The following is a 24578-nucleotide window of genomic DNA, read 5'->3' on the forward strand; positions in this document are numbered from 1 at the left end:
GACGATCCTTAAACAGTGGTGGAGGACGCTTTATCGAGCGTATCGGGGATCGGCGGGAGGCTGGACGCATGAGATTCCTGGTGTTCGGCGCCACGGGCGCGCAGGGGGGCGCGGTGGCGCGCAGGCTGGTCGCGGAGGGGCACGCCGTGCGCGGCTTCGCCCGCACGGAGCGGGTCCCGGAGGGGGTGGAGGCGTTCGCGGGCGAGCTGGGGGACGCGGCGCGGGTGAAGGCGGCCTTCGACGGCGTCACGCACGCGTCGGTGACGCTGCCGCTGGTGTACGAGCCGGACCTGGTGCGCGCGTACACCCGCAACGTGATCGAGGGGGCGCGGGCGGCCGGGGTGCGGCGGCTGGTGTTCGCCACGGGCAACCGGCTGCCGGACGCCGAGACGGGGGTGGCCGCGTTCGACACGCGGCGGGAGGCGGCGCGGGCGATGCTGGCGTCCGGGCTGCCGGTCGTGGTGCTGCGACCGGCGCTCTACCTGGACAACCTGCTCATGCCGGGCGTGCTGGAGGACGGGGTGCTGCGTTACCCGCTGCCGGGCGACCTTCCGGTGGCGTGGCTGAGCCATGCGGACCTGGGCGCGATCACGGTGGCGGCGCTGACGCGGGACGGACTGGCGGGCGTGGCCGACGCGGGCGGCCCGGAGGCGGTGACGGGGGCCGAGCTGGCCGCCGCCGCCGGGGCCCGCTACGAGGAGCTGGACGTGGACGCGTTCGCCGCCGGGCTGGCCGGGGCGCTCGGCGCCGAGGTCGCCCGCGAGGTGGCGGCCACCTACCGCTGGATCGGCGCGGCCCGCCCGGCCGGGCTGTTCGCGGCCGATCCCTGGCACGGGCTGGCGCTGACGCCGCCGCGTGACTGGATGGTCGGCGCGGAGATCGTCCGGCATCACCGGGTGATCGAACGCTGGCTGGCCGGGACGGGCGGGTTCGAGGCGTTCGCGGAGGCGCACGCGCCGGACTTCACGCTGGTCACGCCCGACGGCCAGGCGCTGTCGCGGGAGCGGGTGCTGGCGGAGGTGGCGGCGGCGCGCGGCGCGGACCCGGGGCTGCGCGTGGAGATCCGCGACGCCCGCGTGGTGGCGGGGTCCGGGCCGCTGGTGGTGGCCGCCTACGAGGAGTGGCAGCGCGGGCGGGGCCGCCGGGCGACGGCGGTGCTGCGCCGCGAGGGCGGCGCCCTGCGCTGGGCCCACCTGCACGAGACCTGGATCGGCTGACCTCAGGCGGGGCCGGGCTCCAGCAGGCCGAACGCCACCCCGGCGGCGCGTACGGCCTCCGGCTCCAGCTCGGCCAGCGGCACGCCGTCGGCCAGCGCCCGCCAGTTGCGGCGGGCCAGCACCCGCTGGACGGCGAGCGCCTGCGCGGCCAGCAGGCTCGCGGTCAGCTCGTCGTACGGCCCCGTCAGCGCCTCGGCCAGCGTCCGCTCGTCGTGCTCGACGTACGTGGACACGCGCGCGCCCAGGCTCGGCGTGCCGAACACCATCCGGTGGAAGCCCATCACCTCCGGATGGTCGTTCAGCCCGGTGACGGGGTCGTGGCGGGCCAGGCCGTCGAGGAAGTGGCGGCGCAGGGCCGCGACCGGCGACTCGCCCGGCCCCCGCCCGCGCACCACGCGGGCCGGCTCGCCCCGGTGGTCGGCGATGCGGTGCAGGACCAGGTCCTCCTTGGTCGGGAAGTACTTGAACAGCGTCGGCTTGGACACCTGCGCCGCCGCCGCGATCTCGGTGACCGGCACCTCGTCGAAGCCGCGCGCCAGGAAGAGCCGGATGGCCGCCGAGGAGATGGCCTCACGCACCCGCTGCCGCTGCAGCTCCCGCAGTCCCGTCATGGGCCCACCCTACCAAAGTGTTAACCTGGTCAATCTATTAACCGAGTTAACGCCAGGAGGTGCCATGACCACACTCGACGAGGAGCGCAGGCACATCGAGCGCTGCGCCGCCGGGCTGCGCAGGATGCTCGACGCCGCCCGCGAGAACGTCGTCGTCGGCGAGACCGTCGCCGGCGACCGCTACAGCGCCGAACGGCTCGGCCGCCACCTGAAGAGCCTGGCCAAGCAGCTCGGCGAGGAGCCGGACGGGCCGCCGTTCTTCGGCCGGCTCGACTTCGGGCCGGGCTCGGCCGACCATCCCGGCCGCAGCTACCACCTCGGCAGGCGGCACATCAGCGGCGAGCACGGCGGGCCGCCGGTCGTCGTCGACTGGCGGGCGCCGGTCTCGCGCGCCTTCTACCGGGCGAGCGCCCGCGACCCGCAGGGCGTGGCCGTGCGCCGCCGGTTCGGCTGGTCCGGCACCACGCTCACCTCCTACGAGGACGAGCGGCTCGACCGGGGCGAGGAGCAGCGCGGCAGCCGCATCCTGGCCGCCGAGATCGAACGGCCGCGCGTCGGCCCCATGCGCGACATCGTCGCCACGATCCAGCCCGAGCAGGACGACCTGGTCAGGGCCGCCCTGCCGGAGTCGATCTGCGTGCAGGGCGCGCCCGGCACCGGCAAGACCGCCGTCGGCCTGCACCGGGCCGCGTTCCTGCTGTACGCGCACCGCCAGCGGCTGGAACGCGGCGGCGTCCTCGTGCTCGGCCCGAACCGGGCCTTCCTCGGCTACATCTCCGCAGTGCTGCCCGCGCTCGGCGAGATGGACGTCGAGCAGACCACGCTGGAGCGGCTGCTCGCCTCCGTCCCGGTGCGGGCCGCCGACAGCCCGGCCGCCGCGCTGGTCAAGCACGACGCCCGGATGGCCGAGGTGCTGCGCGAGGCCCTGTACGCGCGCGTACGCAAGCCGGTCGAGCCGCTGGCGGTGCCCGACGGCTCGGCCACCTGGCGGGTCGGCGAGGCCGAGCTGCGGCGGATCGTGGACGACACCCGCCGCGACGCGCTGCCGTACCTGACGGGCCGCGAGCGGGTCCGCGCCCGCGTGGTGGAGCTGGTGCGGCGGCAGGCCGAGGCGCGCGGGCTCAGCGCCACCGCCGCCTGGACCCGTAAGGCCGGGCGGGCGGTGACGCCGTTCCTGGACGCGGTGTGGCCGGCCGTGCGGCCGGAGGAGGTGCTGTTCGAGGTGCTGAGCGGCCGCTCCCCCGCCACCGCGCTGACGGACGCCGAACGGGCGGCCGTCACCTGGGAGCGCCCGCCGCGCGGCCACCGCGGCGCCCGCTGGACGGAGGCCGACCTGGTACTGCTCGACGAGCTGGCCGGGCTGCTGGAACGGCCGCGCGGCTACGGCCACGTCATCGTGGACGAGGCGCAGGACCTGTCGCCGATGCAGTGCCGGGCCGTCGCCAGGCGCAGCGAGCACGGCTCCCTCACCGTGCTCGGCGACCTGGCGCAGGGCACCACCCCGTGGGCGGCCCGCTCCTGGGCCCGGCACCTGGAGCTCCTGGGCAAGCCGGACGGCCGGATCGTCGAGCTGACCACCGGCTACCGGGTGCCCGCCACGGTCGTCGAGCTGGCCAACCGGCTGCTGCCCGCGCTCGACGCCGACGTGCCCGTCACCCGCTCGCACCGCTCCGACGGCAGGCTGCGGCTGATCCGCGCCGACCGGCTGGAGAGCGGCGTGACGGCGGCGGCGCGGGAGGCGCTGGAGTTCGAGGGCTCGATCGGCGTGATCGCCGCCGACGACGCCGCCGAGAAGGTCACGGCCGCGCTGTGGGACGACGGGCTCGACGTCGGCGGCCGGCTCGCCGTGGTGGCCGCGTCCACGGCCAAGGGGCTGGAGTACGACCACGTGGTCGTGTGCGAGCCCGCCGCCATCGCCGCGAGCGGGCCGCGCGGGCTCAACCTGCTGTACGTGGCGCTGACCCGGGCGGTGTCGCGGCTGGACGTCGTGCACGCCCTGCCGCTCCCCCGGCCGCTCGACAGCGCCCGCGCCCCGGGTGTGTGATGAGGGTCCCGTCCCTCCGAGGAGCGGCCATGGACGACCCGCTGCGGACCACGCAGGTTCTGTCGATCGCCGGGTTCGGGTGCGCGGCGGTCGCGCTGGTGTTCGTCCCCATCCTGTTCGGCCCGGCCGGGATCGTGCTGGGCCTGGTGGGGCACAGCCGGGGCGAGCGGCTCGGCAGGTGGGCGGCGGTCACGGCCGCCGTCACGACGGCCGCCGGCATGGTTCTCGGCTACCTGCTGCTGCCGGCGTGAGATCCTGCCGGTGTGCTGCCCCCGATCGACGCCCTGCGTGAGCTGATCACCGCCCGGCTCGGCCGCTTCCCCAGGCGGGAGGTGCCGCCCGCCGCGGGCATCCGCCGCGCCGCCGTGACCGTGTGCGTGCTGGAGGACTCCGCGCGCGAGCCGTACACGATCCTCATCAGGCGCGCCCCGCACGGCCGCAACCCCGGCCAGTGGGCGCTGCCGGGCGGCCGGCTCGACGACGGCGAGCGGCCGGTGGAGGCGGCGCTGCGCGAGCTGGCCGAGGAGACGGCGGTGACCGGGGTGGAGGTGGCCGGGCTGCTCGACGACTTCGTCACCGACTCCGGGTTCGTGATCACGCCGGTGGTGGCGTTCGGCGGCGCGCAGCAGCCGGTCGCCGACCCGCGCGAGGTCGCCTCCGTGCACGCCGTGCCGCTGGAGCGCTTCCTCGGGCCGGGCGTGCCGCGCTGGCGCGACGGGCTGCTGCAGATGCCGCTCGGGCCGTCGATCGTCGTGCACGCGCCGACCGGGGCCATCCTGTGGCAGTTCGCCGAGGTGGCGCTGCGCGGCCGGGAGACCCGCGTCCTCGACGTCGCCCAGCCCCACTGGACCCGCACCTGATCTCGCTATCCTGCCCGTCATGACGCTCGAGGGCATGGCCTACGGCAAGAGCCACCTGCGCGGCCTGGCCAGGGGCGTGGGCGACATGGAGGAGGCCGTGCGGGGCGTGGCCGTCCGCTACGAGCCCGTCACGAAGGCCGTGCGGGTCGCGCTCGGCGCCGACGAGTACGGCGACGCCTACTGGCAGGCCAGGGGCGAGCGGATGGCGGCCATCGGGACCGCGCTGGATCTGCTCTCCGACGCGATGGGCAGGCAGAGCGACGACCTCGCGCGCTCCAAGGGCAATTACGCGGCCGGCGAGGACGCCAGCACCCTCCCCACCTGAGAGCGGCGGGCCGAGGGGAATTCGTGGTGATTCGCGGGAGTTGGGTGGGGGTCTGTGAGCTGGGCGTCCTTGGCGCCGGCCGGTCGCTGCGGACCAGAAGATGACCCGCTCTTTGGGCCCGGTGGAATACGGGCCGCCGGATGTCCGTTAGCATCGAAAGGCCGATGTGGTCTGTGTCCCCCGGGCCGCAAATTACCGCCTTCACGGAATACCGTTCGGCTGGAGCCGTGTTGTGCACCTCGCCGAGGAGGCGACCGCCACATCGGCCTCAACAGCTTCCCAGGCGCCCCGTCCCCGGACGGGGCGCCTGCCTTATGGTGGGTGGCCGAGCCGACGATCGTCCAGGAGAGCCCGTTGCTATATCAAGTGGTCAAGTTCGCCGCCGCACCCCTCGCTCACGCGATGTGCCGTCCGTACATCTCGGGCGCCGCGCACGTGCCGCGGAGCGGACCGGCGATCCTGGCCGCCAACCATCTCTCGGTGCTCGACTCGTTCCTGCTGCCCGCGCTGCTGCCCCGGCACGTCACCTTCGCGGCCAAGAACGAGTATTTCTCCGGCAACCCGGTCGCCGGCTGGTTCATGCGGCTCGGCGGGAGCCTGCCGACCGACCGGGAGAGCGCGCACGCGGCCCAGGACATGCTCGACGCCGCCGCGGCGCTCCTGGAGCGCGGTGAGCTGTTCGGCATCCACCCGGAGGGCACCCGCTCCCCCGACGGCCGCCTCTACCGGGGCAAGATCGGCGTGGCGTGGCTGGCGCTGAAGACGGGCGCGCCGGTGCTGCCCGTGGCGCTCAGCGGCACCGAGAAGGTGCTGCCGCTCGGCGCCAAGGTGCCGCGCCCGGCCAGGATCGGCATCGCGATCGGCGCGCCGATGACGTTCACCGGCGACCACACCAGGGCCCAGGACCGCCGCCGCGTCACCGACGAGATCATGGCGGCCATCCAGGAGCTGTCCGGCCAGGAGTACGTGCCGACCTACGCGGCCAGCCACAAGGCGGCCATCGGAACCGGAGGGGGCTGACCCGTGGCGCGTGGCCGCACCATCGCGATCGTGTCCGGCGCCACCGTGCTGGCGCTGGGAGCCGCCGGCGGGGGCGCCTACTACCTGCTGCACACCCGCGGCACGCCCGCCGAGACCGCGCAGCGCTTCGCCGCGGCGTGGCAGGCGGGCGACCGGGCCCGGATGAGCGCCGAGCTGGCGGCGCCGCAGGAGCTCGGCGTCTACGACCAGTTCCGGCAGGGGCTCGGCGTGGAGTCCTCGACGATCCAGGTGGGCGCCCCGCGCGAGCGCGACGGCCGCGCCACCGTCCCCTACACCGCCACCCACCGGCTGAAGAACGCCGGGGAGTGGACGTACGAGGGCGAGCTCGCGCTGAAGGTCGCCGACCGCCACTGGAAGGTCGACTGGACGCCCGCCGCCCTGCACCCGCAGCTGACGCCGGGCGCGACGTTCGCGCTCAAGACGTCGTGGCCGGAGCGCGCGGCGATCACCGACGCGGGCGGCGGCCGCATCGACGGCGGCGACGTGGGCGGCTCGGTGCAGCAGCTCGTCGGCTATCTGGACAAGGCGACCAAGAAGGACGTGGCCAAGCTCGGCTCCGCCTACAAGGTGGGCCAGGCGGTCGGCCGGGGCGGGCTGCAGCAGGCGTTCCAGGAGCGGCTGGCCGGCACGCCGACGACGGAGATCCAGGCGGGCGGCAAGACCCTGGAGAAGATCGAGGGCACCGACGGCGAGCCGCTGCGCACCACGCTCGACCCCGGCGTGCAGGCCGCCGCCGTCACCGCCGTCAAGGACGTGGACAAGCCCGCCTCGATGGTGGCGATCGAGCCCGGCTCGGGCGAGATCCTGGCCGTGGTCAACAACCGGGGCGGCTTCAACCGGGCGCTCGACGGCCGCTACGCGCCCGGTTCGACGTTCAAGGCCGTCACCGCCATCGGGCTGCTCGCCGACGGGCTGTCGCCGCGCGACACCGTGACGTGCCCCAAGTACGTGACCGTCGGCGGGCTGCGGATCCGCAACTCGGAGAAGGCGGAGTTCGGGTCGCTGTCGTTCTCCGACTCCTTCGCCCACTCGTGCAACACGACGTTCGCGCCGCTGACCGAGGAGCGGCTGGGGGCGGACAAGCTGCTCCAGACCGCCGAGCTGGTGGGCTTCAACCAGCCGCTGTCGATCGGCGTGCCGGCCACGAAGGCGAGCTTCCCCCGCGCCGAGTCCGACGCGGAGCTGGCCGCCGAGTCGTTCGGCCAGGGCCGGATCACGGCCAGCCCGCTGTCGATGGCGTCGGTGGCCGCCGCGATCGCCGACGGCACCTGGCGCCCGCCGACGCTGGTCCCCGAACTGAAGCAGAAGGCCGAGGCCCGCAAGCTGCCCGGCGGCGTCACCGAGGCCCTGCACGGCATGATGGCGGCCGTCGTCACCAAGGGCACCGCGAAGTCGGCCGGGCTGCCGTCGGGCACCCGCGGCAAAACGGGCACCGCCGAGTACGGCAGCGGGCCCAAGCTCGACTCGCACGCCTGGTTCATCGGCTTCACCGAGGACGTGGCGTTCGCGGTGGTGGTCGAGGGCGGCGGAGGCGGCGGCAAGGTCGCGGCCCCGATCGCCGCCGACTTCCTGCGCGCCCTCCCGTCCGTGTGACCGCGCGGCCTCCGGGGCGGGTGACCCGGTAGGCGGTCCGCCCGGGGCGCCGCCGCACGCGCGTCCGCGTCCCGTACGGGTACCGCGCGCCGCGCTCGCCGAGGGCCGGCGGGACAGCGTCACTGTGGTTTGCATGCAATGCATGCAATGACTTAGGGTCAGGTGCCATGCAGAACGACGTGGCACATCGCCGACTGCGCGAGCTGATCCTCGACGGCACCTACCCGCCGGGCGCGCGCCTGACGGAGCTGGACGCCGCGGCTGCCCTCCAGATGTCGCGCACCCCCGTCCGCGAGGCGCTGCGCGCGCTCGCGGCCCACGGGCTGGTGCGGCCCACCGGCCGGGGCGTGGTCGTGGTCGCCCTCGACCCCGCCGCCCTGGAGGACGCCTATCAGGTACGGGCCGCGCTGGAGGCGCTGACCGCCGAGACCGCCGCCCGCAGGCAGCGCGAGGGCCGCATCGCCCCCGCCGACCTGGCGGACCTCGACAACCTGGCCGCCACCACCGCCGAGGCCACCGACGCCGGGCGCCTGGCGGAGGCGGTCACGCTCAACCGGCGCTTCCACCGCCGCGTCGCCGAGCTGGCCGGCAACGCCATCGCCCTCGACACGCTGGACCGGGTGTGGGACCAGATCCACGTCTCCACCCTGCGTTCACTGGCGCTCCCGGCCCGCCACGCGCACGTCAGCGCACAGCACGACGACCTGCTCGCGGCGATCCGGCGCGGCGACGCCGAGGAGGCCGGCCGCGTCGCCCGCCTGCACGTCCTCGACACCCGCGCCAGCGCCGGCGACCCGCCCACCGATCACTGACACGAGGAGCACCCATGTCCCACCTGCACACCTACGCGACCACCGTCACCTGGACCGGCAACCTGGGGACGGGCACCAGCGGCTACCGCGCCTACGACCGCGCCCACGAGCTCACCGCCGACGGCCCGGCGCCCATCGCGGGCAGCTCGGACCCGGCCTTCCGTGGCGACCCCGCCCGCTGGAACCCCGAGCAGCTCCTGCTCGGCGCGCTCTCCCAGTGTCACCTGCTGTCCTACCTGCACGTGTGCGCCGTCGCGGGCGTCGTCGTCACCGCGTACGCCGACCACGCCACCGGCACCATGACGCAGACCGCGACCGGCGGGCACTTCACCGAGGCGACGCTGCGCCCGCACGTCACCGTGGCCTCGCCCGACATGGTGGAGGCCGCCGTCCGGCTGCACGAGGACGCGCAGAAGGCGTGCTTCATCGCGAGCTCGGTCAACTTCCCGGTGCACCACGAGCCGACGGTCGAGGCAGGCTGAGAGCAGCGGCCCGGGTCCGGCGGCGCGGGTCAGCGGCGGGCGGTGAGCGTGAGCGTCTCGGCGGCGGGCGGGGCGGCCTGGGCGGGCACGGGAACGGGGGCGGGGCGGCTCGCGGAGCCGCCCAGCGCCAGCGCGCCGGCGGCCTCGTGCCGCAGCACCATGATCAGGAGCGTGGTGACCAGCGTGGCGATGAGCAGCCAGCTGACCAGGATGATGACGGTCGACCTGCGGGGCCGGCGGCGCGGGCCCGGCTTCCGCCCGGACCTCTCCTCGCTGCGACGCACCCGCTCGTTGAACGACTCGAGCCGTGCCACGAGTCGCGGATCGTCCTCGACGAGGTGCTGCTCGATCTGGGCCAGCATCCGCTCCTCGTCCTGCGACCAGGCCATGGGTGCACCTCCGGAACGCAAGCTCTGTGCGGGGTTTCCTGCCCAACCATGAAGATCATTAGCCCCGCCCTGACCAGGTAATTGCGACCTCTTTCCATTTGCGATCACCGTCGAACCTTTGTTCTAATCATGGCATGCGCTGGGACAACCTGCGCCTGGCCGACTCCGGCCGGGACGATCCGGCCGCGCCGCTGTTCGCCCGCGGCGCGGTCACCCGCACGTTCGACACGCCCGGATTCCGGGGGATGACCTTCTACGAGATCCAGGCCCGTTCGATCATCAACCGGGTCCCGGCGGCGAGCCGGGTGCCGTTCGAGTTCACGATCAACCCTTACCGGGGCTGCGGCCACCGGTGCGTCTACTGCTTCGCCCGCAAGACCCACGAATACCTCGACCTCGACGCGGGCGCCGACTTCGACTCGAAGATCGTCGTCAAGGTCAACGCGGCCGAGCTGGCCCGCAAGGAGCTGGCCTCGCCGCGCTGGCGGGGGCAGCACGTGGCGATGGGCACCAACGTCGACTGCTACCAGCGCGCCGAAGGCCGCTACCGGCTCATGCGCGGCATTCTGTCGGCGCTGCGCGACGCGGCCAACCCGTTCTCGGTGCTGACCAAGGGCACGCTGATCCTGCGCGACCTCGACCTGCTCACCGAGGCCGCCGAGCGCGCCGAGGTGGGGGCCAACCTGTCGGTGGGGTTCGTCGACGCCGACGTGTGGCGCGCGGTCGAGCCCGGCACCCCCTCGCCCCGGCGCCGCCTGGAGACGTGCGCCACGCTCAACGACAACGGCATCGCGACCGGCGTGCTGATGGCGCCGATCCTGCCCTACCTCACCGACTCCCCCGCCCAGCTCGACCGCACGGTCCGGGAGATCGCCGAGGCGGGCGCGACCCACATCGCGCCCATCGTGCTGCACCTGCGGCCGGGGGCGCGCGAGTGGTGGCTGGCCTGGCTGTCGCGCGAGCACCCTCGGCTCGTCCCGCGCTACCTGGAGCTCTACGGCAGGGGCGCCTACGCGCCCAGGTCCTACCAGGAGCGCGTCACGGCCCAGGTCAGGGCCCTGGCCGAGCGTCACGGGGTGGGCCGCGCCACCCCGGCCACGGCCCGCCGCCTCCCGCCCCGCCCGGCCCCAGGCGGGGCCGCCCCGCAGGCCGCTCCTGAGCAGCTGACGCTCCTGTGAGCCCCTAGGATCAGGCCGTTCCCGGCGAAGATCAGCACGTGGAGGTGGGGGACATCAGCTTCCGGCTGGCGGCGTACGCCGTGTGTGTCGAGGACGGGCGGGTGCTGCTCGCCCGGCACGTGCCGCCCGAGGGCGGGTCCGCGTGGACGCTGCCCGGCGGGCGGGTCGAGCACGGGGAGGACCCGTTCGACGCGGTGATCCGCGAGGTCGCCGAGGAGACCGGCTGCGACGCGGTGGCCGAGCGGCTGCTGGGCGTGGATTCCCGGGTGATCCCCGCCGCCGAGGCCCGCGCGGGCGTCGAGCACCACAACGTCGGCGTCTTCTACCGCGTCCGGATCACGGGCGGGCGGCTGCGGCCCGAGCCCGGCGGCGAGATCGCCGAGTCGGTCTGGACCCCGGTGGCCGGCGTCGCCGGTCTGCGCCGGTCGTCGCTGGTCGACGTGGGCCTCGCGCTGGCCCTGACGGTGCCGCCGACCGGCCACGTCGCCCCCGTCCCGGTCGGCGGGCTGGTCCAGCACTGACCGGGGTCAGGCCGGGACCTGCTCGGGGTCCGGGCGGGGGTCCGGGCGGGGGTGCGGGCGGGGGTCCGGGTCGAGGGCGTCGCGAGGGCTGACGGCGTGGGCCGGGAGGCCGCGTTCGGCGTACAGGAGGATGGCCGCGCCGGACAGGACCGTCACCGCGAGCACGGCCCACAGCAGCCACGGGCCGACCTCCAGCAGGAACCCGAGCAGCAGCGGCGCGACGGTCCGGCACAGCGACCAGGAGAGCTGGTAGACCGACAGGTACCGGCCGCGCAGGTGGGCGGGGGCGGCCTGGACCGACAGGCTCTGCGCGGGCGCGGAGTGGACGAGCTCCCCGGCGGTGTAGACGGCCGCGACCACCAGCACGGCGACGATCGCGTACGTGCCCGCCGCGACCTGCGGGAGGACGGCGAAGGCGGCGAAGGAGATCGCGAAGACGAGCGCGCCGAGCGCGGCTCCCCGGGTGCGCCGGCCGCGCAGGGCCAGGCGGGCGGCCGGGACGCCGAGCAGCGCGACGAGCGCGGTGTTGACCGCGAACACGACCCCGGCCAGCGCGCCCGGGAGGCCGGCGTCGCGGGTGAGGAAGATCGGCAGGGCGATGGCCTGGGCGGTGTAGCCGAAGGCGATGAGGAAGTTCGCGGCGGTGAGCAGCAGGTAGGGCCGGTCGGCGAGGACGCGGCGGTAGCCCTCCCCCGCCTCCTCGGGACGCCTGACGCTCCGGCGGGCGGCCGGGATGCGGGTGACCAGCACCGCGGCGACGGCGAAGACGGCGGCCAGGGCGACGGTGGCGGCGGTGTACCCGGCGTCGCCGTCGACGGCGAGCAGCCCCGCCGCGACCAGGCTGCCGAAGCCCATGCCGCCGTTGCGCAGGCTGCGGTCCCAGGCGAGCAGCCGGTCGCGTTCGGCGCCTTCGGCGAGCTCGCCGATGAGCGCGTGCTGGCCGGGCGAGAAGGCCCACATGCCGACGGCGACGACCAGCGCGACCGCCAGGAACGCCGGATAGCCGCCGGCGAACGGGTAGGCGGCGAACCCGGCGGCCCGCAGGACCAGCGCGCCGATCACCACGCGCCGGGCGCCGGCCCGGTCGATGAGGACGCCCACGACCGGCATGAACGCCAGCGCGCACAGCCCGGCGACGGTCAGCCCGGCGCCGATCGCGGTCAGCGACAGGCCGGTGAGCGAGTGGATGAACAGCAGGGTGAGCGGCACGTAGATGCCGTCGCCGATCGACCCGGCCAGGCTGGCGGCGACGAGCCTGCGCGGCGCGGCGCGGTCAGGCGAGGTCGAGCGCACCGCGTCCCCGCTTGAGCTCGGCGAAGGCGCGCAGGCCGGCCAGGGTCCGTACGGCGTCGAACAGCCGGGCGGCCGCCTCGCCCGTGGGGGCGGCGGTGAGGACGGGGCCGAAGAACGCGGCGCCGTCCACGGTGACGACGGGCGTGCCGGCCTCCTCGCCGACGGCGTCCTGGGCGGCCTGGTGACTGGCGCGCAGGGCGGCGTCGAACCGGTCGCCGGTGGCGGCTTCGGCCAGCGACGCGGGCAGGCCCAGCTCGTCGAGGGCGGCGGCGATGACGGCGGGGTAGTCCTGGTCGCCCGCGCGGTGGATCCGGTCGCCGAGCGCGGTGTAGAGGTCGCGCAGGATCGCGGTGCCGTGGCCGGCCTCGGCGGCGGCGCACACCCGGGCGGGGCCCCAGGCGCGGTCGTTGAACTCCCGGTACCAGGGTTCGAGCTCGCGGTGCTCGTTGAGCACGGACAGGCTCATGATCCGGAAGGTCAGGTCGATCGGCCGGAGGCGTTCGACCTCCAGGAGCCAGCGGGAGGTGACCCAGGCGAAGGGGCAGGCGGGGTCGAAGTAGCAGACGACGGGCACGACGGCCGAGGAATCTTCCATGGAAGACATTTTATCTTCCACGGAAGCTATAATGGAAGCCATGCAGCCAGACGCCATCGCCGCCATGGTCGAGCAGTGGAAACGCGAACGGCCGGACCTCGACACCGCCCCGATGCTCGTCGTCGGCCGCCTCTTCCGGCTCACCGACGCGCTCGACCAGCGGCTGCGGCCGCCCTTCGCCGCCGCCGGGCTGGGCAACGGCGACTTCGACGTGCTCGCCGCTCTCCGGCGCGCCGGCGAGCCCTACACGCTGTCGGCGGGCGAGCTCAGCCGCACGGTCCTGGTCACCACCGGCGCGATCACCAAGCGGGTCGACCGGCTGGAGGCGCGCGGCCTGGTCAGCCGGAGCGTGGCCGAGGGCGACTCGCGCGGCCGGCTGATCACGCTCACCGCCCAGGGCGTGGCGCTGACCGGCGAGCTCATGGCCGCCCACCTGGACAACCAGCGCAGGCTCCTGGCCGGGCTCACCCCGGACGAGCGCGACCGGCTCGCCGCCCTCCTCGAACGGCTCGCCGCCACACTCGACTGATCGCCGGTGGGCGATAGCCGCCTGAAAGGGTGTCGAAATAGTGGTATGTCGGATTATGGCGATAGATGGGTAGTAACGCCATTGGTTGCGCCAATCCGGCGCTCCTGTCCGTACAGGGGGGAAACACCATGGCTGACACGAAGAAGAAACCCAGCGCGAAGTCCGGCAAGGGCAAGAAGCAGGCGATCAAGGCGAATCGCCAGGCCAAGGAGACGAAGAAGGAAGCCACCACGCGCCCCGAAGAGGCGTGACGCGGTGACGTGATCAGGCAGCCGGGGTTCCGGCTGCCTGATCGGCTGTTGGGGAGGGCCTCATGTCCGGATATCTGCGCTTCCCCGCGGTGCTGCGGGACGTCGTGGTGTTCGCCGCCGAGGACGACCTGTGGATGGTGTCGGCCGAGGGCGGCCGGGCGTTCCGGCTGACGGCGGGCGTGGCCGAGGCCGGGTATCCGCGCATCTCGCCGCGCGGCGACCAGGTCGCGTTCGTGGGGCGGGAGGAGGGGCCCGAGGAGGTGTACGTGCTGCCGACCGGCGGCGGGGCGGCGCGGCGGGTGACGTTCCACGGGGCGCGCTGCACGGTGACCGGGTGGGATCCCGAGGGGCGCATCCTGTACGCCAGCGACCAGGGCCAGCCGTTCGAGGGGCGCAAGTGGCTGCACCGGGTGGAGCCGGGCGGGGTGCCGGAGAGGCTGCCGTACGGCCCGGCGAACTCGATCGCCCACGGGCCGGGCGGCATGATCGTGCTGGGCCGGAACACGGCCGACCCGGCGCGGTGGAAGCGCTACCGGGGCGGCACGGTGGGCGACCTGTGGATCGACCGCGAGGGCGACGGCGAGTTCCGGCGGCTGATCCGGCTGCCGGGCAACCTGGCCTCGCCCTGCTGGAGCGGCGAGCGGGTGTGCTTCCTGTCCGACCACGAGGGCGTCGGCAACGTCTACTCGTGCACGCCCGGCGGCGACGACCTGCGCAAGCACACCCACCACGACGGCTACTACGCGCGCAACCTGTCGAGCGACGGGCACCGGCTCGTCTACCACGCGGGCGCCGACCTGTACCTGCTGGACCCGGGCGAGGAGCCGCGCCGGCTGCGGGTGTCGCTGGCCAGCACGCGCACGCAGCGCAACCGCCGCTTCGTCGACGCCGCCGACTACCTCGACCACGCCACGCTCAGCCCGGACGGCAGCGCGCTGGCCGTCACCGCGCGCGGCAAGGCGTACGGGATGGCGGGCTGGGAGGGGCCGGTGCGGCAGTACGGGGAGCCGGACGGGGTCCGCTACCGGTTCCTCACCTGGCTGAACGACGGCAGCCGCCTGATCGCCGCGGCCAGCGGTGACGGCGACGAGGAGGAGCTGGTCGTCCTGCACGGCAGCGACCGGACGGGTGGCGGGGGCGCGCGGCCGGTGGCGCGGCTGGGGCGGATCACCGCGCTGGCGCCCGACCCGGCCCATGACCGGGTGGCCGTCACCAACCACCGGCACGAGCTGCACCTGGTGGACCTGGCGGCGGGCCGTACCGTGCTGGTGGAGGCCAACCCGCACGGCGCGCCCGAGGATCCGGCGTGGTCGCACGACGGCGAGTGGCTCGCGTACGCCGGGCCGCTCAACGCGCAGACCACCGCGATCAAGCTGTACCACCCCGGCACGGCCCGCACGGTGACGGCCACCGAGCCGCTGCTGCGCGACGCGCGGCCGAGCTTCGACCCCGAGGGCCGCTACCTGTACTTCATCGGCCAGCGGGTCTTCTCCCCCGCCTACGACCAGCTCCAGTTCGACCTGTGCTTCCCGCTGGGCACCCGCCCGTACGCGGTGGCGCTGCGCGCGGACGCGGCCGACCCGTTCGTGCCGGAGCCGAGGCCGCTGCACGCCAAGGACGACGAGGACGCCGAGCCGGAGCCGGTGCGGGTCGACGAGGACGGGCTGGCGCGGCGCGTCACCGCGTTCCCGCTGCCGGAGGGCCGCTACGAGCGGGTGGCCGGGCTCAAGGGCAAGGCGCTCGTGCTGGCCGGCCCGCTCCAGGGCGACAGCAAGCTGCTGCTGTACGACTTCGCCAAGGGAGAAGCCGAGACGTTCGCCGAGGGGGTGGCGGACTTCGAGCTGGGCCGCGACCACCGCACGCTGCTCTACCGCACGACGGGCGAGCGGCTGCGGGTGGTGAAGGCGGGCGAGCAGCCGGGCGACGACGACACGCCGGGGCGCGAGAGCGGCTGGATCGACCTGTCGCGGATCAGGGTGTCGGTGTGCCCGGAGGCGGAGTGGCGGCAGATGTTCCGCGAGGCGTGGCGGCTGCAGCGCGAGCACTTCTGGACCGAGGACATGGCGGGCGTCGACTGGCCGGCCGTGTACGACCGCTACCGGCCGCTGGTGGAGCGGGTGACGACCCGGGGCGAGTTCTCCGACCTGCTGTGGGAGCTGCACGGCGAGCTGGCCACCAGCCACGCCTACGAGAGCGGCGGCGAGTACCGGCCCGGCCCCGACTACAGCCAGGGCAAGCTGGGCGTCGACTGGGAGCACCATGACGGCGTCTACCACATCCGCGCGATCGTCACCGGCGACCCGTGGGACCCGCGCGCGACCTCACCGCTGAACCGGCTCGGCCTGGACGTGCGGCCCGGCGACGCGGTGCTGGCGATCAACGGGGCGCCGATCGGCGCGGCGGCCACCCCGAACGAGCGGCTGGTCAACCAGGCCGGGGAGGAGGTGGAGCTGACGCTGCGGCGCGGCGAGCGGGTGTTCGCGGTGACGGTGCGGGCGATCGCCGACGAGCGGCCGGCCCGCTATCGCGACTGGGTGAACCTCAACCGGGCGCGCTGCCACCAGCGTTCCGGCGGCCGGATCGGCTACCTGCACGTGCCGGACATGGGGCGGGCCGGGTTCGCCGAGTTCCACCGGGGGTTCCTGGCCGAGTACGACCGGCACGCGCTGATCGTGGACGTGCGCTTCAACGGCGGCGGGAACGTGTCGGCGCTGCTGCTGGAGAAGCTGGCCCGGCGCCGCCTGGGCTACGACTACCCGCGCTGGGGCGACCCCGAGCCGTATCCGCCGGAGTCGCCGCGCGGCCCGCTGGTGGCGATCACGAACGAGTGGGCGGGCTCCGACGGCGACATCTTCAGCCACACCTTCAAGCTGCTCGGGCTCGGCCCGCTGGTGGGCAAGCGGACGTGGGGCGGGGTGATCGGCATCTGGCCGCGGCACACGCTGGCCGACGGGACGGTGACGACGCAGCCGGAGTTCTCCTTCGCCTTCGACGACGTGGGCTGGCAGGTGGAGAACTACGGCACCGACCCGGACATCGAGGTGGACATCACCCCGCAGGACTACGCGGCGGGCGTGGACCGGCAGCTGGAGAAGGCGATCGAAGTGGCGCTCGACCTGCTGGAGAAGGGACCGGTGCACACGCCTGATCCATCGCATAGACCGCGGATGCAACCTTAATACCCCCTATGGCGTCTAAAGATCATAGAAGTGGATAGCGCCACGGGGATGGACGGTGCAGACCACTCGCTCGACACGCTGCCGGTGGTGAGATCCGCTCTCGCCGCCGGCCTCGCGTTTGACCGTATTGTCGGCTGATCGGGGGTTCTACAGGTGCGCGGACTGGCGCGTAAAGGCAAATCGGCGATGGCCCGCCTGTATCGGGGCTACAACCAGCGCAAGGCACGGCATGCGCCACCGCCGTCCACCCGGCGCATCAGGATCCTCCTGCTGCACGCCAACGGGATGGGCGGCACCATCAAGACCGTGTTCAACCTGGCGGGCTACCTGGCCGAACGGCACGAGGTGGAGATCGTCAGCATCCTGCGCGAGGCCGAGGAGCCGTTCTTCCCCATCGACCCGCGGGTGCGTTTAACGTATCTGGACGACCGGCTGAACCCCGGGTCCGACCCGGTGCGCACGCTGCTGTCGAAGCGGCCCAGCAAGCTCATCCCCGAGGAGGAGAGCGCCTACCACCGCTTCAACCTGTGGACCGACCTCAAGCTCGCGCGCTTCATCCGCTCCCTCGACAGCGGCGTGCTGATGGCCACCCGGCCGGGCCTGAACCTGGCCGTCGCCCAGCTCGCGCTGCCCAGCGTGATCACGATCGGCCAGGAGCACGTGGCGCTGCGCACCCAGCCAGAATCGGTGCAGAAGCTCATCAAGTGGCGCTACCGGCGGCTGGACGCGCTCGTCTCGCTGACCAAGGCCGACCAGCGCGACTACCGCGAGGCCCTGCCCAAGGGCCCCAAGCTGGCCCGCATCCCGAACGGCGTGCCGCCGATGGCCGGCGACCTGGCCAAGCTGGACGCCAAAGTGGCGATCGCGATCGGCCGGATGACCCGCATCAAGGGCTTCCACCGGCTCATCACCGCCTGGGAGCAGGTGGCCGAGGCGCATCCCGACTGGCAGCTGCGCATCCTGGGCGCCGGCCCGCAGGAGCCCAAGCTGCGCGAGCAGATCGCCGAGGCGGGGCTGGAGGGCAAGGTCGTGCTGCCCGGGCCCACCGCCGACGTCGGCGCGGAGCTGGAGAAGGCGTCGATCTACGTGATGAGCTCGCGGCACGAGGGCTTCTCGATGACGCTGCTGGAGGCGATGACCAAGGGCCTGGCGATCGTCAGCTTCAACAGCCCGCACGGGCCGAAGGAGATGCTGACCGACGAGGTCGACGCGGTCATGGTCAAGCCGCGCACCAACGCCAACCTGGCCGCCGCCATCAACCGGGTGATCGAGGACGAGCCGCTGCGCCGCCGCCTGGCCGCCGGCGGGCTGGAGACGGTCCGGGCCTACGACATCGACGCGGTCGGGCAGCAGTGGGACGCGCTGCTGGACGACCTGCTGGCGCGTCGCGAGCGGGCCGCGCTCAAAGCCCGGAGCCGGTGAGCTCCACCGGCTAGGCCCGCCGGTGAGCCGGGGATCACCTCGACCACCCGCAGCGCGCTGTCCTGCCCGGTGCTCCGGCGCAGCGGCTCCGGCAGCGGGGCGGGCGAGGTGACCAGGCCGAGGAAGGCCCGGCCGACCACGTGCGCGTTGGTGAGCAGGAACCCGTCGGCCGTGAACACCACCGCCGACCCGCTCCCCCGCCCCGCCCGCACGCTCGCCACCTTGGGTAACAGCTCGGCGGCGAGCGTCCGTGCTTACATCATTACAATGTAACCCGGCCGATGACGACTCCCCCGTCGATACACATCCGTTAGAAAAGCCCCCGTATCAAAAGCGGGGCCGCGTGCTCTAAAGGGCGTGGGCGCGGGCACGGGGGCCCCGCGCCCGGTCGCCCCCTGTCACGGATCACCCGTGACAGGGGAAGTGCGCCCTGGCCGGGCCGGGCACGACGGGGATCGTGGCGAGCGTCGTGCCCGGCCACGCCGGGCGCGGGCCTACGGCACGGCGTGGGCCAGGGCCGCGCCGCCGGCGGCGGCCAGGAGACCGGCGGCGACGCTGGCCAGCACGTTGGCGGCGGCCTTGCGGCTCGCGCCCTCCTCGGCCAGCCGCACGGTCTCGTACCCGAGCGTGGAGTACGTGGTGAGGGCCCCGCAGAAGCCGGTGGCGGCGAACGCGGTCCAGGCGGGGCCGGCGGGCAGAGCGGTGAGGAAGCCGAGCACGGCGGAGCCGGCCACGTTGACGGCGAGCGTCCCCCAGGGGAACGTGCCGCCGTGGCGGGACTGGACGGCGCGGTCGGCGAGGTAGCGCAGCGGCGCCCCGACGGCGGCGCCGAGCACGACGAGCAGGACCGTCACGAGGCCGCCCACCGGGTCAGGCGCATCCCGGCCCACACCGCCGCGAGGGCGGCGGCCAGGGTGCCCGCCAGGTAGAGGACGCCGACCAGCGGGGCGCCGTCGGCGACGACCCGGCGCGCCTCCACGACGTAGGTGGAGAACGTGGTGAAGCCGCCGAGCACCCCGACGCCGAGGAACGGCCGGACCAGCCGGTGCGCGCGGCGTACCTCGGTGATGGTCACCATGAGGACGCCGATCAGCGCGCAGCCCGAGACGTTCACCAGGAACGTCGCCCACGGGAAGGCGCCGGGCGCGGCGGGCAGCAGGGTCTGCGCGCCGTGGCGGGCGAGGGCGCCGAGCGCGCCTCCGGCGGCGATGGCGGCGAGCACCGGCCAGCCCACCTCGGCGCGCTGGGCGGGCACCCGCAGGTCCACATCCGGATCAATCGGCCGTTCGGCCACACATTCCTCCCTGAACGGTCACCGTGTCAGATCAGCCGGGCCCGGGAACCTCTCTAGAGAAGCCGATCACCACGGAGGCGTGCTTGAGCACGAAGGACGCCGTCGCCATCCTCGCAGGGGCCATTCTCGTCGCCGCGGCCGTCAACGGCGCCGGGTCGGCCCCGCCGGCGACCGCCACGAGCCCGCTGGGCAACGTCAGCGGCACCCGGCCCGGCCTGGCGCCGATCACCTCCGCCGAGGACAGGGCGGCCGCCCGGCGCGTGATCGAGCGGGTCCGCGTCGCGGCACGCGGCTCCAGCTCCGGCTACCGCCGCACCCGTTACGGCGGCAACTGGGCCGACACCGCCTCCGGTGTCCCCTACGCGCGCAACGGCTGCCGCACCCGCGACGACCTGCTGGCCCGCGACGGCCACAATATCCGCTACCGCGCGGGCTCCGACTGCGAGGTCGTCGCCATGGACCTCGTCGACCCCTACACCGGCCAGCGCATCGACTGGAGCAAGCGCGACGCCGACGAGGTGCAGGTGGACCATGTGGTCCCGCTCGCCTACGGCTGGCGGATGGGCGCGCGGCGCTGGCCGATGGGCAAGCGGGTGGCCTTCGCCCAGGACCCGCTCAACCTGCTGCCGGTCAAGGGCAGCGCGAACGAGGCCAAGGACGCCTCCGGCCCGGCGAGCTGGCTGCCGCCCCGGCGGCAGGTGCGCTGCGCGTACGTGACGCGGTTCGCGCAGGTGGCCGTCAAGTACGACCTGCCGGTGACGCGGGCCGACAAGGCGGCGATGCTACGGCAGTGTCGTTGACGCCGGGTCCAGCCAGTCGAAGCCGCGCGTGAACGTGCGCTCGGCCAGCGCCCGCTGACCGGTGGCGTTCGGGTGGAAGTAGTCCCACTTGCTCAGGTGGCCGATCGTGAACGGGTAGGAGAAGACCGCGCCGCCGTCGGTCCGGCACGAGGGCCCCATCAGCGCGCACGCCCGCGCGGCCTCGCGGTTGTAGGCGATGACGCGCTCGCGCACGCGGGCCCGCCGGTCGGCGTCGGCTTTCTTGGCGGAGGCGGGGCGGGCCAGCATCGTCTGGCAGATCCGCCCGACGGTCCAGAACGTGCGCGCCAGCGGGTTGTCCTTGCCGACCTGCCAGAGCCTGCGCAGGTCGGGGATGCTCGCGAGGAACACCCGCGCCTGCGGCACGCCGGCCCGCAGCGCGGCCAGGGCGGCGTCGATGCGGCTTCGGTAGACGGAGACGGAGGTCATCTCCCGCTCGGTGCGCTTGCAGGCGTCCTGGGCGCCGATGAGCACGGTGACGTAGTCGGCCTTGGCCTCGATCGCCTGGCGCACCTGGCCCATCAGGTCGGCGCTGGTCGAGCCGGGCACGGCGAAGTTGCGGTTGTGCCCCTTGAGGCCGGGGCCGAGGCGCAGCAGCCGGGTGTAGTGGCTGTCGACGGCGGCGTGGTCGCCGGCCGACCAGGACCGGGAGGCGCAGGAGACGTACCAGCCGCAGCTGTTGAAGCCCGACGAGATGGAGTCGCCGAGCGCCGCCATCACGTGGGGCACCGGCTCCGCCGCGGCGGCGGCGTGCACGGGGCCGGAGGCGGCCAGGACGGCGAGGGCGGCCACGGCGGGCCCCAGGCGACCGATCATGCGGCCAAGGTAGAGAGCAGGTCACGGGCCCGTCCCGGCGTCGGGGTGAGGACTGCCGTGTCGGGACCGAGTTCATATCGCGGCTTGACGTGCGACGCCGGCTCTGGGTGCCCCTCTTTGCGGGTTGTGGCCGTAACGACGCATTCACGGGGGTCCGAGTCGAACGTGTTCAGTTCCCGCATAGAGTGTGTCGAGTGAGTGTCGCGCTCGGAACAACCCGCCCGCTACCGGTTCGCACCACCCCTGTCCGCGACCCCGGTAACCTGCTGGCGTCCCTCCCCAGGACCGCCCCGTACGCCTGGGTGAGGCACGGCGAGGGGCTCGTCGGCTGGGGTGAGGCCGCCCGTGCCGAGGTGCCGCCCGGCCCCGGCCGGTTCACCTGGGCGCGCCGCTGGCTGTCCGCCGTCTTCGCCGGCGCCACCGTCGACGACGCGGTGCGGACGCCGGGCAGCGGCCCGGTGGCCTTCGGCACCTTCACCTTCGACGAGGACGCGCCGGGCTCCACGCTGGTCGTGCCGCAGGCGGTCCTGGCCCGCAAGGGCGGGCAGGCGTGGCTGACGACGATCGGCGAGGACCCGCCGCTGGAGACGTTCACGCCGCTGGTCGACCCGGGCCGCATCAGCTACGGCGACGGCAGCCTGACCGCGCCCGAATGGGAGCACGTGGTGGCGCGGGCGGCGCGGCGCATCCGCGAGGGCGAGCTGGAGAAGGTGGTGCTGGCCCGCGACCTGCTGGCGACCGCCGAGCACCCGATCGACGTGCGGCTGCTGCTGATCCGGCTGGCCCATCGCTACCCGGAGTGCTACACGTTCTCGGTCGCGGGGCTGGTCGGGGCGACGCCGGAGCTGCTGATCCGGCGCACCGGGCAGGAGATCGAGTCGCTGGTGCTGGCGGGCACGACGCCGCGCGGCACCGGCCCGGCCGACGACCTGGCGCGCGGCAGGGCGCTGCTGGCCTCGGCCAAGGACCGGCACGAGCACGAGTGCGCGATCGCCTCGGTCCGCCAGACGCTGGCGCCGCTGTGCTCGTCGCTGCGCACGCCCGACGAGCCGGAGCTGATGGTGCTGCCGAACGTGCAGCACCTGGCCAGCCACGTGAGCGGGCGGCTGGCCGACGGGGCGTCGGTGCTCGACGTGGTCGCCGCGATGCATCCGACGGCGGCGGTCGGCGGCACCCCGACGCGCACCGCGATCCGGGTGATCCGCGAGCTCGAAGGCATGGACCGGGCCGGTTACGCGGGCCCGGTGGGCTGGATCGACGCGCACGGCGACGGCGAGTGGGGCATCGCGCTGCGCTCGGGCATCGTGGAGGGCCGCCAGGCCAGGCTGTTCGCGGGCGGCGGCATCATGGGCGACTCCGACCCGGCGGCCGAGCTGGCGGAGGCGCAGGCCAAGTTCCGCGTCATGCAGTACGCCCTGGAGGGCTGAACAGCTAGCCGGTCTGTCCCGGGCGGTCCGGCACGTGGATGGGCGTGCCGGGGGTGACCCGGGCGCGGCCCGCCGTCAGCGTGGCCACCCAGTCGGTGAAACCCGCCACCTCGTCCTCGCCGACGGCCACGGCGAACTCGACGCGGGAGCCGTAGGAGACGTCGCGGACCGGGTGGCGTGAGGCGCGCAGGTCGTTCTCGACGCGCCCGGCCTGGTCGTGCGCGACCGACACGCTCATCATCCGGGCCGGCACCATGCGGGCCACCGCGTGCTCGGCCTCGGCGCGGTCGAGCGTCTCGGTCACGGCGGAGCCGTAGGCGCGCACGAGGCCGCCCGCGCCCAGCAGGATGCCGCCGAAGTAGCGGGTCACCACGGCCACCACGTGGTCGAAGCCGCGCCCGGTCAGGGCCTGCACCATCGGCGTGCCCGCGGTGCCGCCGGGCTCGCCGTCGTCGTCGCCCTTCTGCGCGCCGCCGACCGCGTAGGCGGTGCAGTTGTGGGTGGCCGAGGCGTGCAGGGCGCGCCGTTCGGCGATGAACGCGGCGGCTTCCTCGACCGTCGCGACCGGCGCCATCGCGCAGACGAACCGCGAGCGGCGCGCTTCGGTCTCGTGCTCGACGCGGGTCTTCAGGGTGAGGTACGGCACCGGACAAATCTAGCGAGCGGCTTGCGCGCCGCGAACCGTATGCTGTACGGTACAGCGTACCGAACAATTGAGGAGAACGCTTGAACGACGTCCGGCCCTTCCGCCTCGACACCGCCCAGGCCGAGCTCGACGACCTGCGCGCGCGGCTCGACCGGGTGCGCTGGCCCGACGAGGTCCCCGGTGCCGGCTGGCGCCTGGGCGCGCCGCTCGCCCACGTCAAGGAGCTCGCCGCCCGCTGGCGCGACGGCTACGACTGGCGGGCCGCCGAGGCCGAGATCAACCGGCACGACCAGTACGTCACCGAGATCGACGGCCAGCGGATCCACTTCCTGCACGTGCGCTCGGCCGACCCCGGCGCCACCCCGCTGCTGATCACCCACGGCTGGCCCAGCTCGCCGGTGGAGTACCTCGACGTCATCGAGCCGCTCAGCCGCGACTTCCACCTGGTGATCCCGTCCCTGCCCGGCTACGGCCTGTCCGGACCCACGACCGAGATGGGCTGGGGCTCCACCCGCATCGCCGGGGCGTGGCTGGAGCTGATGACCCGGCTCGGCTATGACCGGTTCGGCGTCCAGGGCGGCGACTGGGGCACCTGGATCTCCCGCGAGGTCGGCGTGCTGGCCCCCGAGCGGGTGATCGGCATGCACGGCAACGGGATCATCTGCTTCCCGATCGGCGCCCCGGGCGAGCTCGACGGGCTCACCGAGGTCGAGCGGGAGCGGCTGGCCTTCCGCGAGAGCTACCTGACCGAGCAGTACGGCTACAAGCTCATCCAGTCGGCCCGCCCGCAGACGTTCGCCTACGGCATGGCCGACTCCCCCGTGGCGCTGCTGTCGTGGTTCGCGAGCGTCTACCACGAGTGGAGCGACGGCGGCATCGACCCCGACCGGCTGCTCACGACCACGACGATCTACTGGCTGACCAACACGGCCGGGTCGGCGGCGCGCTCGTTCGTCGAGACGCCCGACACCGAGCAGGACACCAGCGTGGAGTGGGAGCTCAAGCCCGCCACCGTGCCCACCTCGATCTCGGTGTTCCCCAAGGACGTGCTGCGGCCGATCCGCCGCTTCGCCGAGCGTGACAACAACATCGTCGGCTGGGTGGAGCACGAGCGCGGCGGCACGTTCGCCGCCCTGGAGCGCCCGGAGGAGTTCACCGCCGACGTGCGGGCGTTCTTCCGGTCGCTGCGCTGAGCACTGCTCACTCGCCCGGCCTGTGCACCCCGCACAGGCCGG

General features: G+C 74.1%; 26 protein-coding genes. 18 read left to right on the forward strand and 8 right to left on the reverse strand.

Annotated elements, in window-relative coordinates; genetic code table 11:
- Positions 1 to 68: 68 nt before the first annotated feature.
- The gene (locus ACWDXC_RS20090) at positions 69 to 1217 is read left to right on the forward strand and encodes an NmrA family NAD(P)-binding protein (RefSeq protein ID WP_449983982.1); all 1149 of its coding nucleotides are present in this window, start codon (positions 69 to 71) and stop codon (positions 1215 to 1217) included.
- A gap of 2 nt (positions 1218 to 1219) precedes the next feature.
- On the opposite strand, the gene ACWDXC_RS20095 is transcribed toward ACWDXC_RS20090, so the two are convergent.
- Positions 1220 to 1828, reverse strand: coding sequence for a TetR/AcrR family transcriptional regulator (locus ACWDXC_RS20095; protein WP_219508102.1), 609 nt, complete (start codon positions 1826 to 1828; stop codon positions 1220 to 1222).
- Between the two features lie 64 nt (positions 1829 to 1892).
- Here ACWDXC_RS20095 and ACWDXC_RS20100 point away from each other — a divergent pair, with 64 nt between their 5' ends.
- The 8 genes from ACWDXC_RS20100 to ACWDXC_RS20135 all read left to right on the forward strand — a co-directional run bounded on the left by ACWDXC_RS20100 (position 1893) and on the right by ACWDXC_RS20135 (position 8985).
- Positions 1893 to 3872, forward strand: coding sequence for a HelD family protein (locus tag ACWDXC_RS20100; protein ID WP_449983986.1), 1980 nt, complete (start codon positions 1893 to 1895; stop codon positions 3870 to 3872).
- Positions 3873 to 3901: 29 nt separating this feature from the next.
- Entirely contained in the window at positions 3902 to 4123 is a 222-nt protein-coding gene (locus ACWDXC_RS20105) for a hypothetical protein (RefSeq protein ID WP_449983989.1), read from the forward strand.
- Positions 4124 to 4135: 12 nt separating this feature from the next.
- On the forward strand, positions 4136 to 4732 hold the full coding sequence (locus ACWDXC_RS20110) for an NUDIX hydrolase (RefSeq protein WP_449983991.1): 597 nt from the start codon (positions 4136 to 4138) through the stop codon (positions 4730 to 4732).
- Between the two features lie 19 nt (positions 4733 to 4751).
- On the forward strand, positions 4752 to 5057 hold the full coding sequence (locus tag ACWDXC_RS20115; RefSeq protein ID WP_449983994.1) for a hypothetical protein: 306 nt from the start codon (positions 4752 to 4754) through the stop codon (positions 5055 to 5057).
- A 321-nt stretch (positions 5058 to 5378) separates the two neighbouring features.
- The gene (locus ACWDXC_RS20120; RefSeq protein ID WP_308125890.1) at positions 5379 to 6077 is read left to right on the forward strand and encodes a lysophospholipid acyltransferase family protein; all 699 of its coding nucleotides are present in this window, start codon (positions 5379 to 5381) and stop codon (positions 6075 to 6077) included.
- 30 nt (positions 6078 to 6107) lie between these two features.
- Positions 6108 to 7691: a penicillin-binding transpeptidase domain-containing protein gene (locus tag ACWDXC_RS20125; protein ID WP_449983996.1), complete on the forward strand. Its 1584-nt coding sequence runs from the start codon at positions 6108 to 6110 to the stop codon at positions 7689 to 7691.
- Between the two features lie 179 nt (positions 7692 to 7870).
- Positions 7871 to 8503, forward strand: coding sequence for a GntR family transcriptional regulator (locus ACWDXC_RS20130; protein ID WP_449983999.1), 633 nt, complete (start codon positions 7871 to 7873; stop codon positions 8501 to 8503).
- Between the two features lie 14 nt (positions 8504 to 8517).
- Entirely contained in the window at positions 8518 to 8985 is a 468-nt protein-coding gene (locus tag ACWDXC_RS20135) for an OsmC family protein (protein WP_449984003.1), read from the forward strand.
- Positions 8986 to 9014: 29 nt separating this feature from the next.
- Here the strand turns inward: ACWDXC_RS20135 and ACWDXC_RS20140 are convergent, their stop codons facing one another.
- Positions 9015 to 9374, reverse strand: a complete 360-nt coding sequence (locus tag ACWDXC_RS20140) for a DUF3040 domain-containing protein (protein ID WP_449984006.1) — start codon at positions 9372 to 9374, stop codon at positions 9015 to 9017.
- A gap of 134 nt (positions 9375 to 9508) precedes the next feature.
- Here ACWDXC_RS20140 and ACWDXC_RS20145 point away from each other — a divergent pair, with 134 nt between their 5' ends.
- Positions 9509 to 10552 (forward strand): Rv2578c family radical SAM protein, encoded by a 1044-nt coding sequence (locus tag ACWDXC_RS20145; protein ID WP_449984009.1) that lies wholly within the window; start codon positions 9509 to 9511, stop codon positions 10550 to 10552.
- A 38-nt stretch (positions 10553 to 10590) separates the two neighbouring features.
- A complete protein-coding gene (locus ACWDXC_RS20150) occupies positions 10591 to 11073 on the forward strand; it encodes an NUDIX hydrolase (RefSeq protein ID WP_449984012.1) in 483 nt (160 codons plus the stop codon).
- Between the two features lie 6 nt (positions 11074 to 11079).
- Here the strand turns inward: ACWDXC_RS20150 and ACWDXC_RS20155 are convergent, their stop codons facing one another.
- Both ACWDXC_RS20155 and ACWDXC_RS20160 read right to left on the reverse strand, forming a co-directional pair.
- Entirely contained in the window at positions 11080 to 12366 is a 1287-nt protein-coding gene (locus ACWDXC_RS20155) for an MFS transporter (protein WP_449984015.1), read from the reverse strand.
- Positions 12347 to 12961 (reverse strand): mycothiol-dependent nitroreductase Rv2466c family protein, encoded by a 615-nt coding sequence (locus ACWDXC_RS20160; protein WP_449984018.1) that lies wholly within the window; start codon positions 12959 to 12961, stop codon positions 12347 to 12349. Before ACWDXC_RS20160 ends, ACWDXC_RS20155 begins: the two co-directional genes overlap by 20 nt.
- Before the next feature lie 40 nt (positions 12962 to 13001).
- Between ACWDXC_RS20160 and ACWDXC_RS20165 the strand changes: the two genes are divergently transcribed.
- The 4 genes from ACWDXC_RS20165 to ACWDXC_RS20180 all read left to right on the forward strand — a co-directional run bounded on the left by ACWDXC_RS20165 (position 13002) and on the right by ACWDXC_RS20180 (position 18342).
- Positions 13002 to 13490: a MarR family winged helix-turn-helix transcriptional regulator gene (locus ACWDXC_RS20165; protein ID WP_449984021.1), complete on the forward strand. Its 489-nt coding sequence runs from the start codon at positions 13002 to 13004 to the stop codon at positions 13488 to 13490.
- Positions 13491 to 13618: 128 nt separating this feature from the next.
- Entirely contained in the window at positions 13619 to 13741 is a 123-nt protein-coding gene (locus tag ACWDXC_RS20170) for a hypothetical protein (RefSeq protein WP_281427120.1), read from the forward strand.
- 62 nt (positions 13742 to 13803) lie between these two features.
- Positions 13804 to 16920 (forward strand): S41 family peptidase, encoded by a 3117-nt coding sequence (locus ACWDXC_RS20175; RefSeq protein WP_449984024.1) that lies wholly within the window; start codon positions 13804 to 13806, stop codon positions 16918 to 16920.
- A 186-nt stretch (positions 16921 to 17106) separates the two neighbouring features.
- A complete protein-coding gene (locus tag ACWDXC_RS20180) occupies positions 17107 to 18342 on the forward strand; it encodes a glycosyltransferase family 4 protein (RefSeq protein WP_449984028.1) in 1236 nt (411 codons plus the stop codon).
- Between the two features lie 494 nt (positions 18343 to 18836).
- Here ACWDXC_RS20180 and crcB read toward each other — a convergent pair whose 3' ends face one another.
- Both crcB and ACWDXC_RS20190 read right to left on the reverse strand, forming a co-directional pair.
- On the reverse strand, positions 18837 to 19196 hold the full coding sequence (crcB, locus tag ACWDXC_RS20185) for a fluoride efflux transporter CrcB (RefSeq protein WP_449984031.1): 360 nt from the start codon (positions 19194 to 19196) through the stop codon (positions 18837 to 18839).
- Positions 19193 to 19636 carry a FluC/FEX family fluoride channel gene (locus ACWDXC_RS20190; RefSeq protein ID WP_449984034.1) on the reverse strand — a complete coding sequence of 148 codons (444 nt, stop codon included), beginning with the start codon at positions 19634 to 19636 and terminating at the stop codon, positions 19193 to 19195. The genes crcB and ACWDXC_RS20190 overlap by 4 nt, the downstream gene beginning before the upstream one ends.
- Positions 19637 to 19719: 83 nt before the next feature.
- Between ACWDXC_RS20190 and ACWDXC_RS20195 the strand changes: the two genes are divergently transcribed.
- Positions 19720 to 20436, forward strand: coding sequence for an HNH endonuclease family protein (locus tag ACWDXC_RS20195; protein ID WP_364178925.1), 717 nt, complete (start codon positions 19720 to 19722; stop codon positions 20434 to 20436).
- On the opposite strand, the gene ACWDXC_RS20200 is transcribed toward ACWDXC_RS20195, so the two are convergent.
- Positions 20419 to 21270, reverse strand: a complete 852-nt coding sequence (locus tag ACWDXC_RS20200; RefSeq protein ID WP_364178927.1) for an SGNH/GDSL hydrolase family protein — start codon at positions 21268 to 21270, stop codon at positions 20419 to 20421. The two genes, ACWDXC_RS20195 and ACWDXC_RS20200, sit on opposite strands and share 18 nt — an antisense overlap.
- Before the next feature lie 194 nt (positions 21271 to 21464).
- Here ACWDXC_RS20200 and ACWDXC_RS20205 point away from each other — a divergent pair, with 194 nt between their 5' ends.
- A complete protein-coding gene (locus ACWDXC_RS20205) occupies positions 21465 to 22697 on the forward strand; it encodes an isochorismate synthase (RefSeq protein WP_449984037.1) in 1233 nt (410 codons plus the stop codon).
- 4 nt (positions 22698 to 22701) lie between these two features.
- Here the strand turns inward: ACWDXC_RS20205 and ACWDXC_RS20210 are convergent, their stop codons facing one another.
- Positions 22702 to 23343: an IMPACT family protein gene (locus ACWDXC_RS20210; RefSeq protein ID WP_449984039.1), complete on the reverse strand. Its 642-nt coding sequence runs from the start codon at positions 23341 to 23343 to the stop codon at positions 22702 to 22704.
- Positions 23344 to 23423: 80 nt separating this feature from the next.
- Between ACWDXC_RS20210 and ACWDXC_RS20215 the strand changes: the two genes are divergently transcribed.
- Positions 23424 to 24536, forward strand: a complete 1113-nt coding sequence (locus ACWDXC_RS20215; RefSeq protein WP_449984042.1) for an epoxide hydrolase family protein — start codon at positions 23424 to 23426, stop codon at positions 24534 to 24536.
- The last annotated feature ends 42 nt before the right edge of the window (positions 24537 to 24578 follow it).

It is taken from the genome of Nonomuraea sp. NPDC003214 (genome assembly GCF_053590035.1).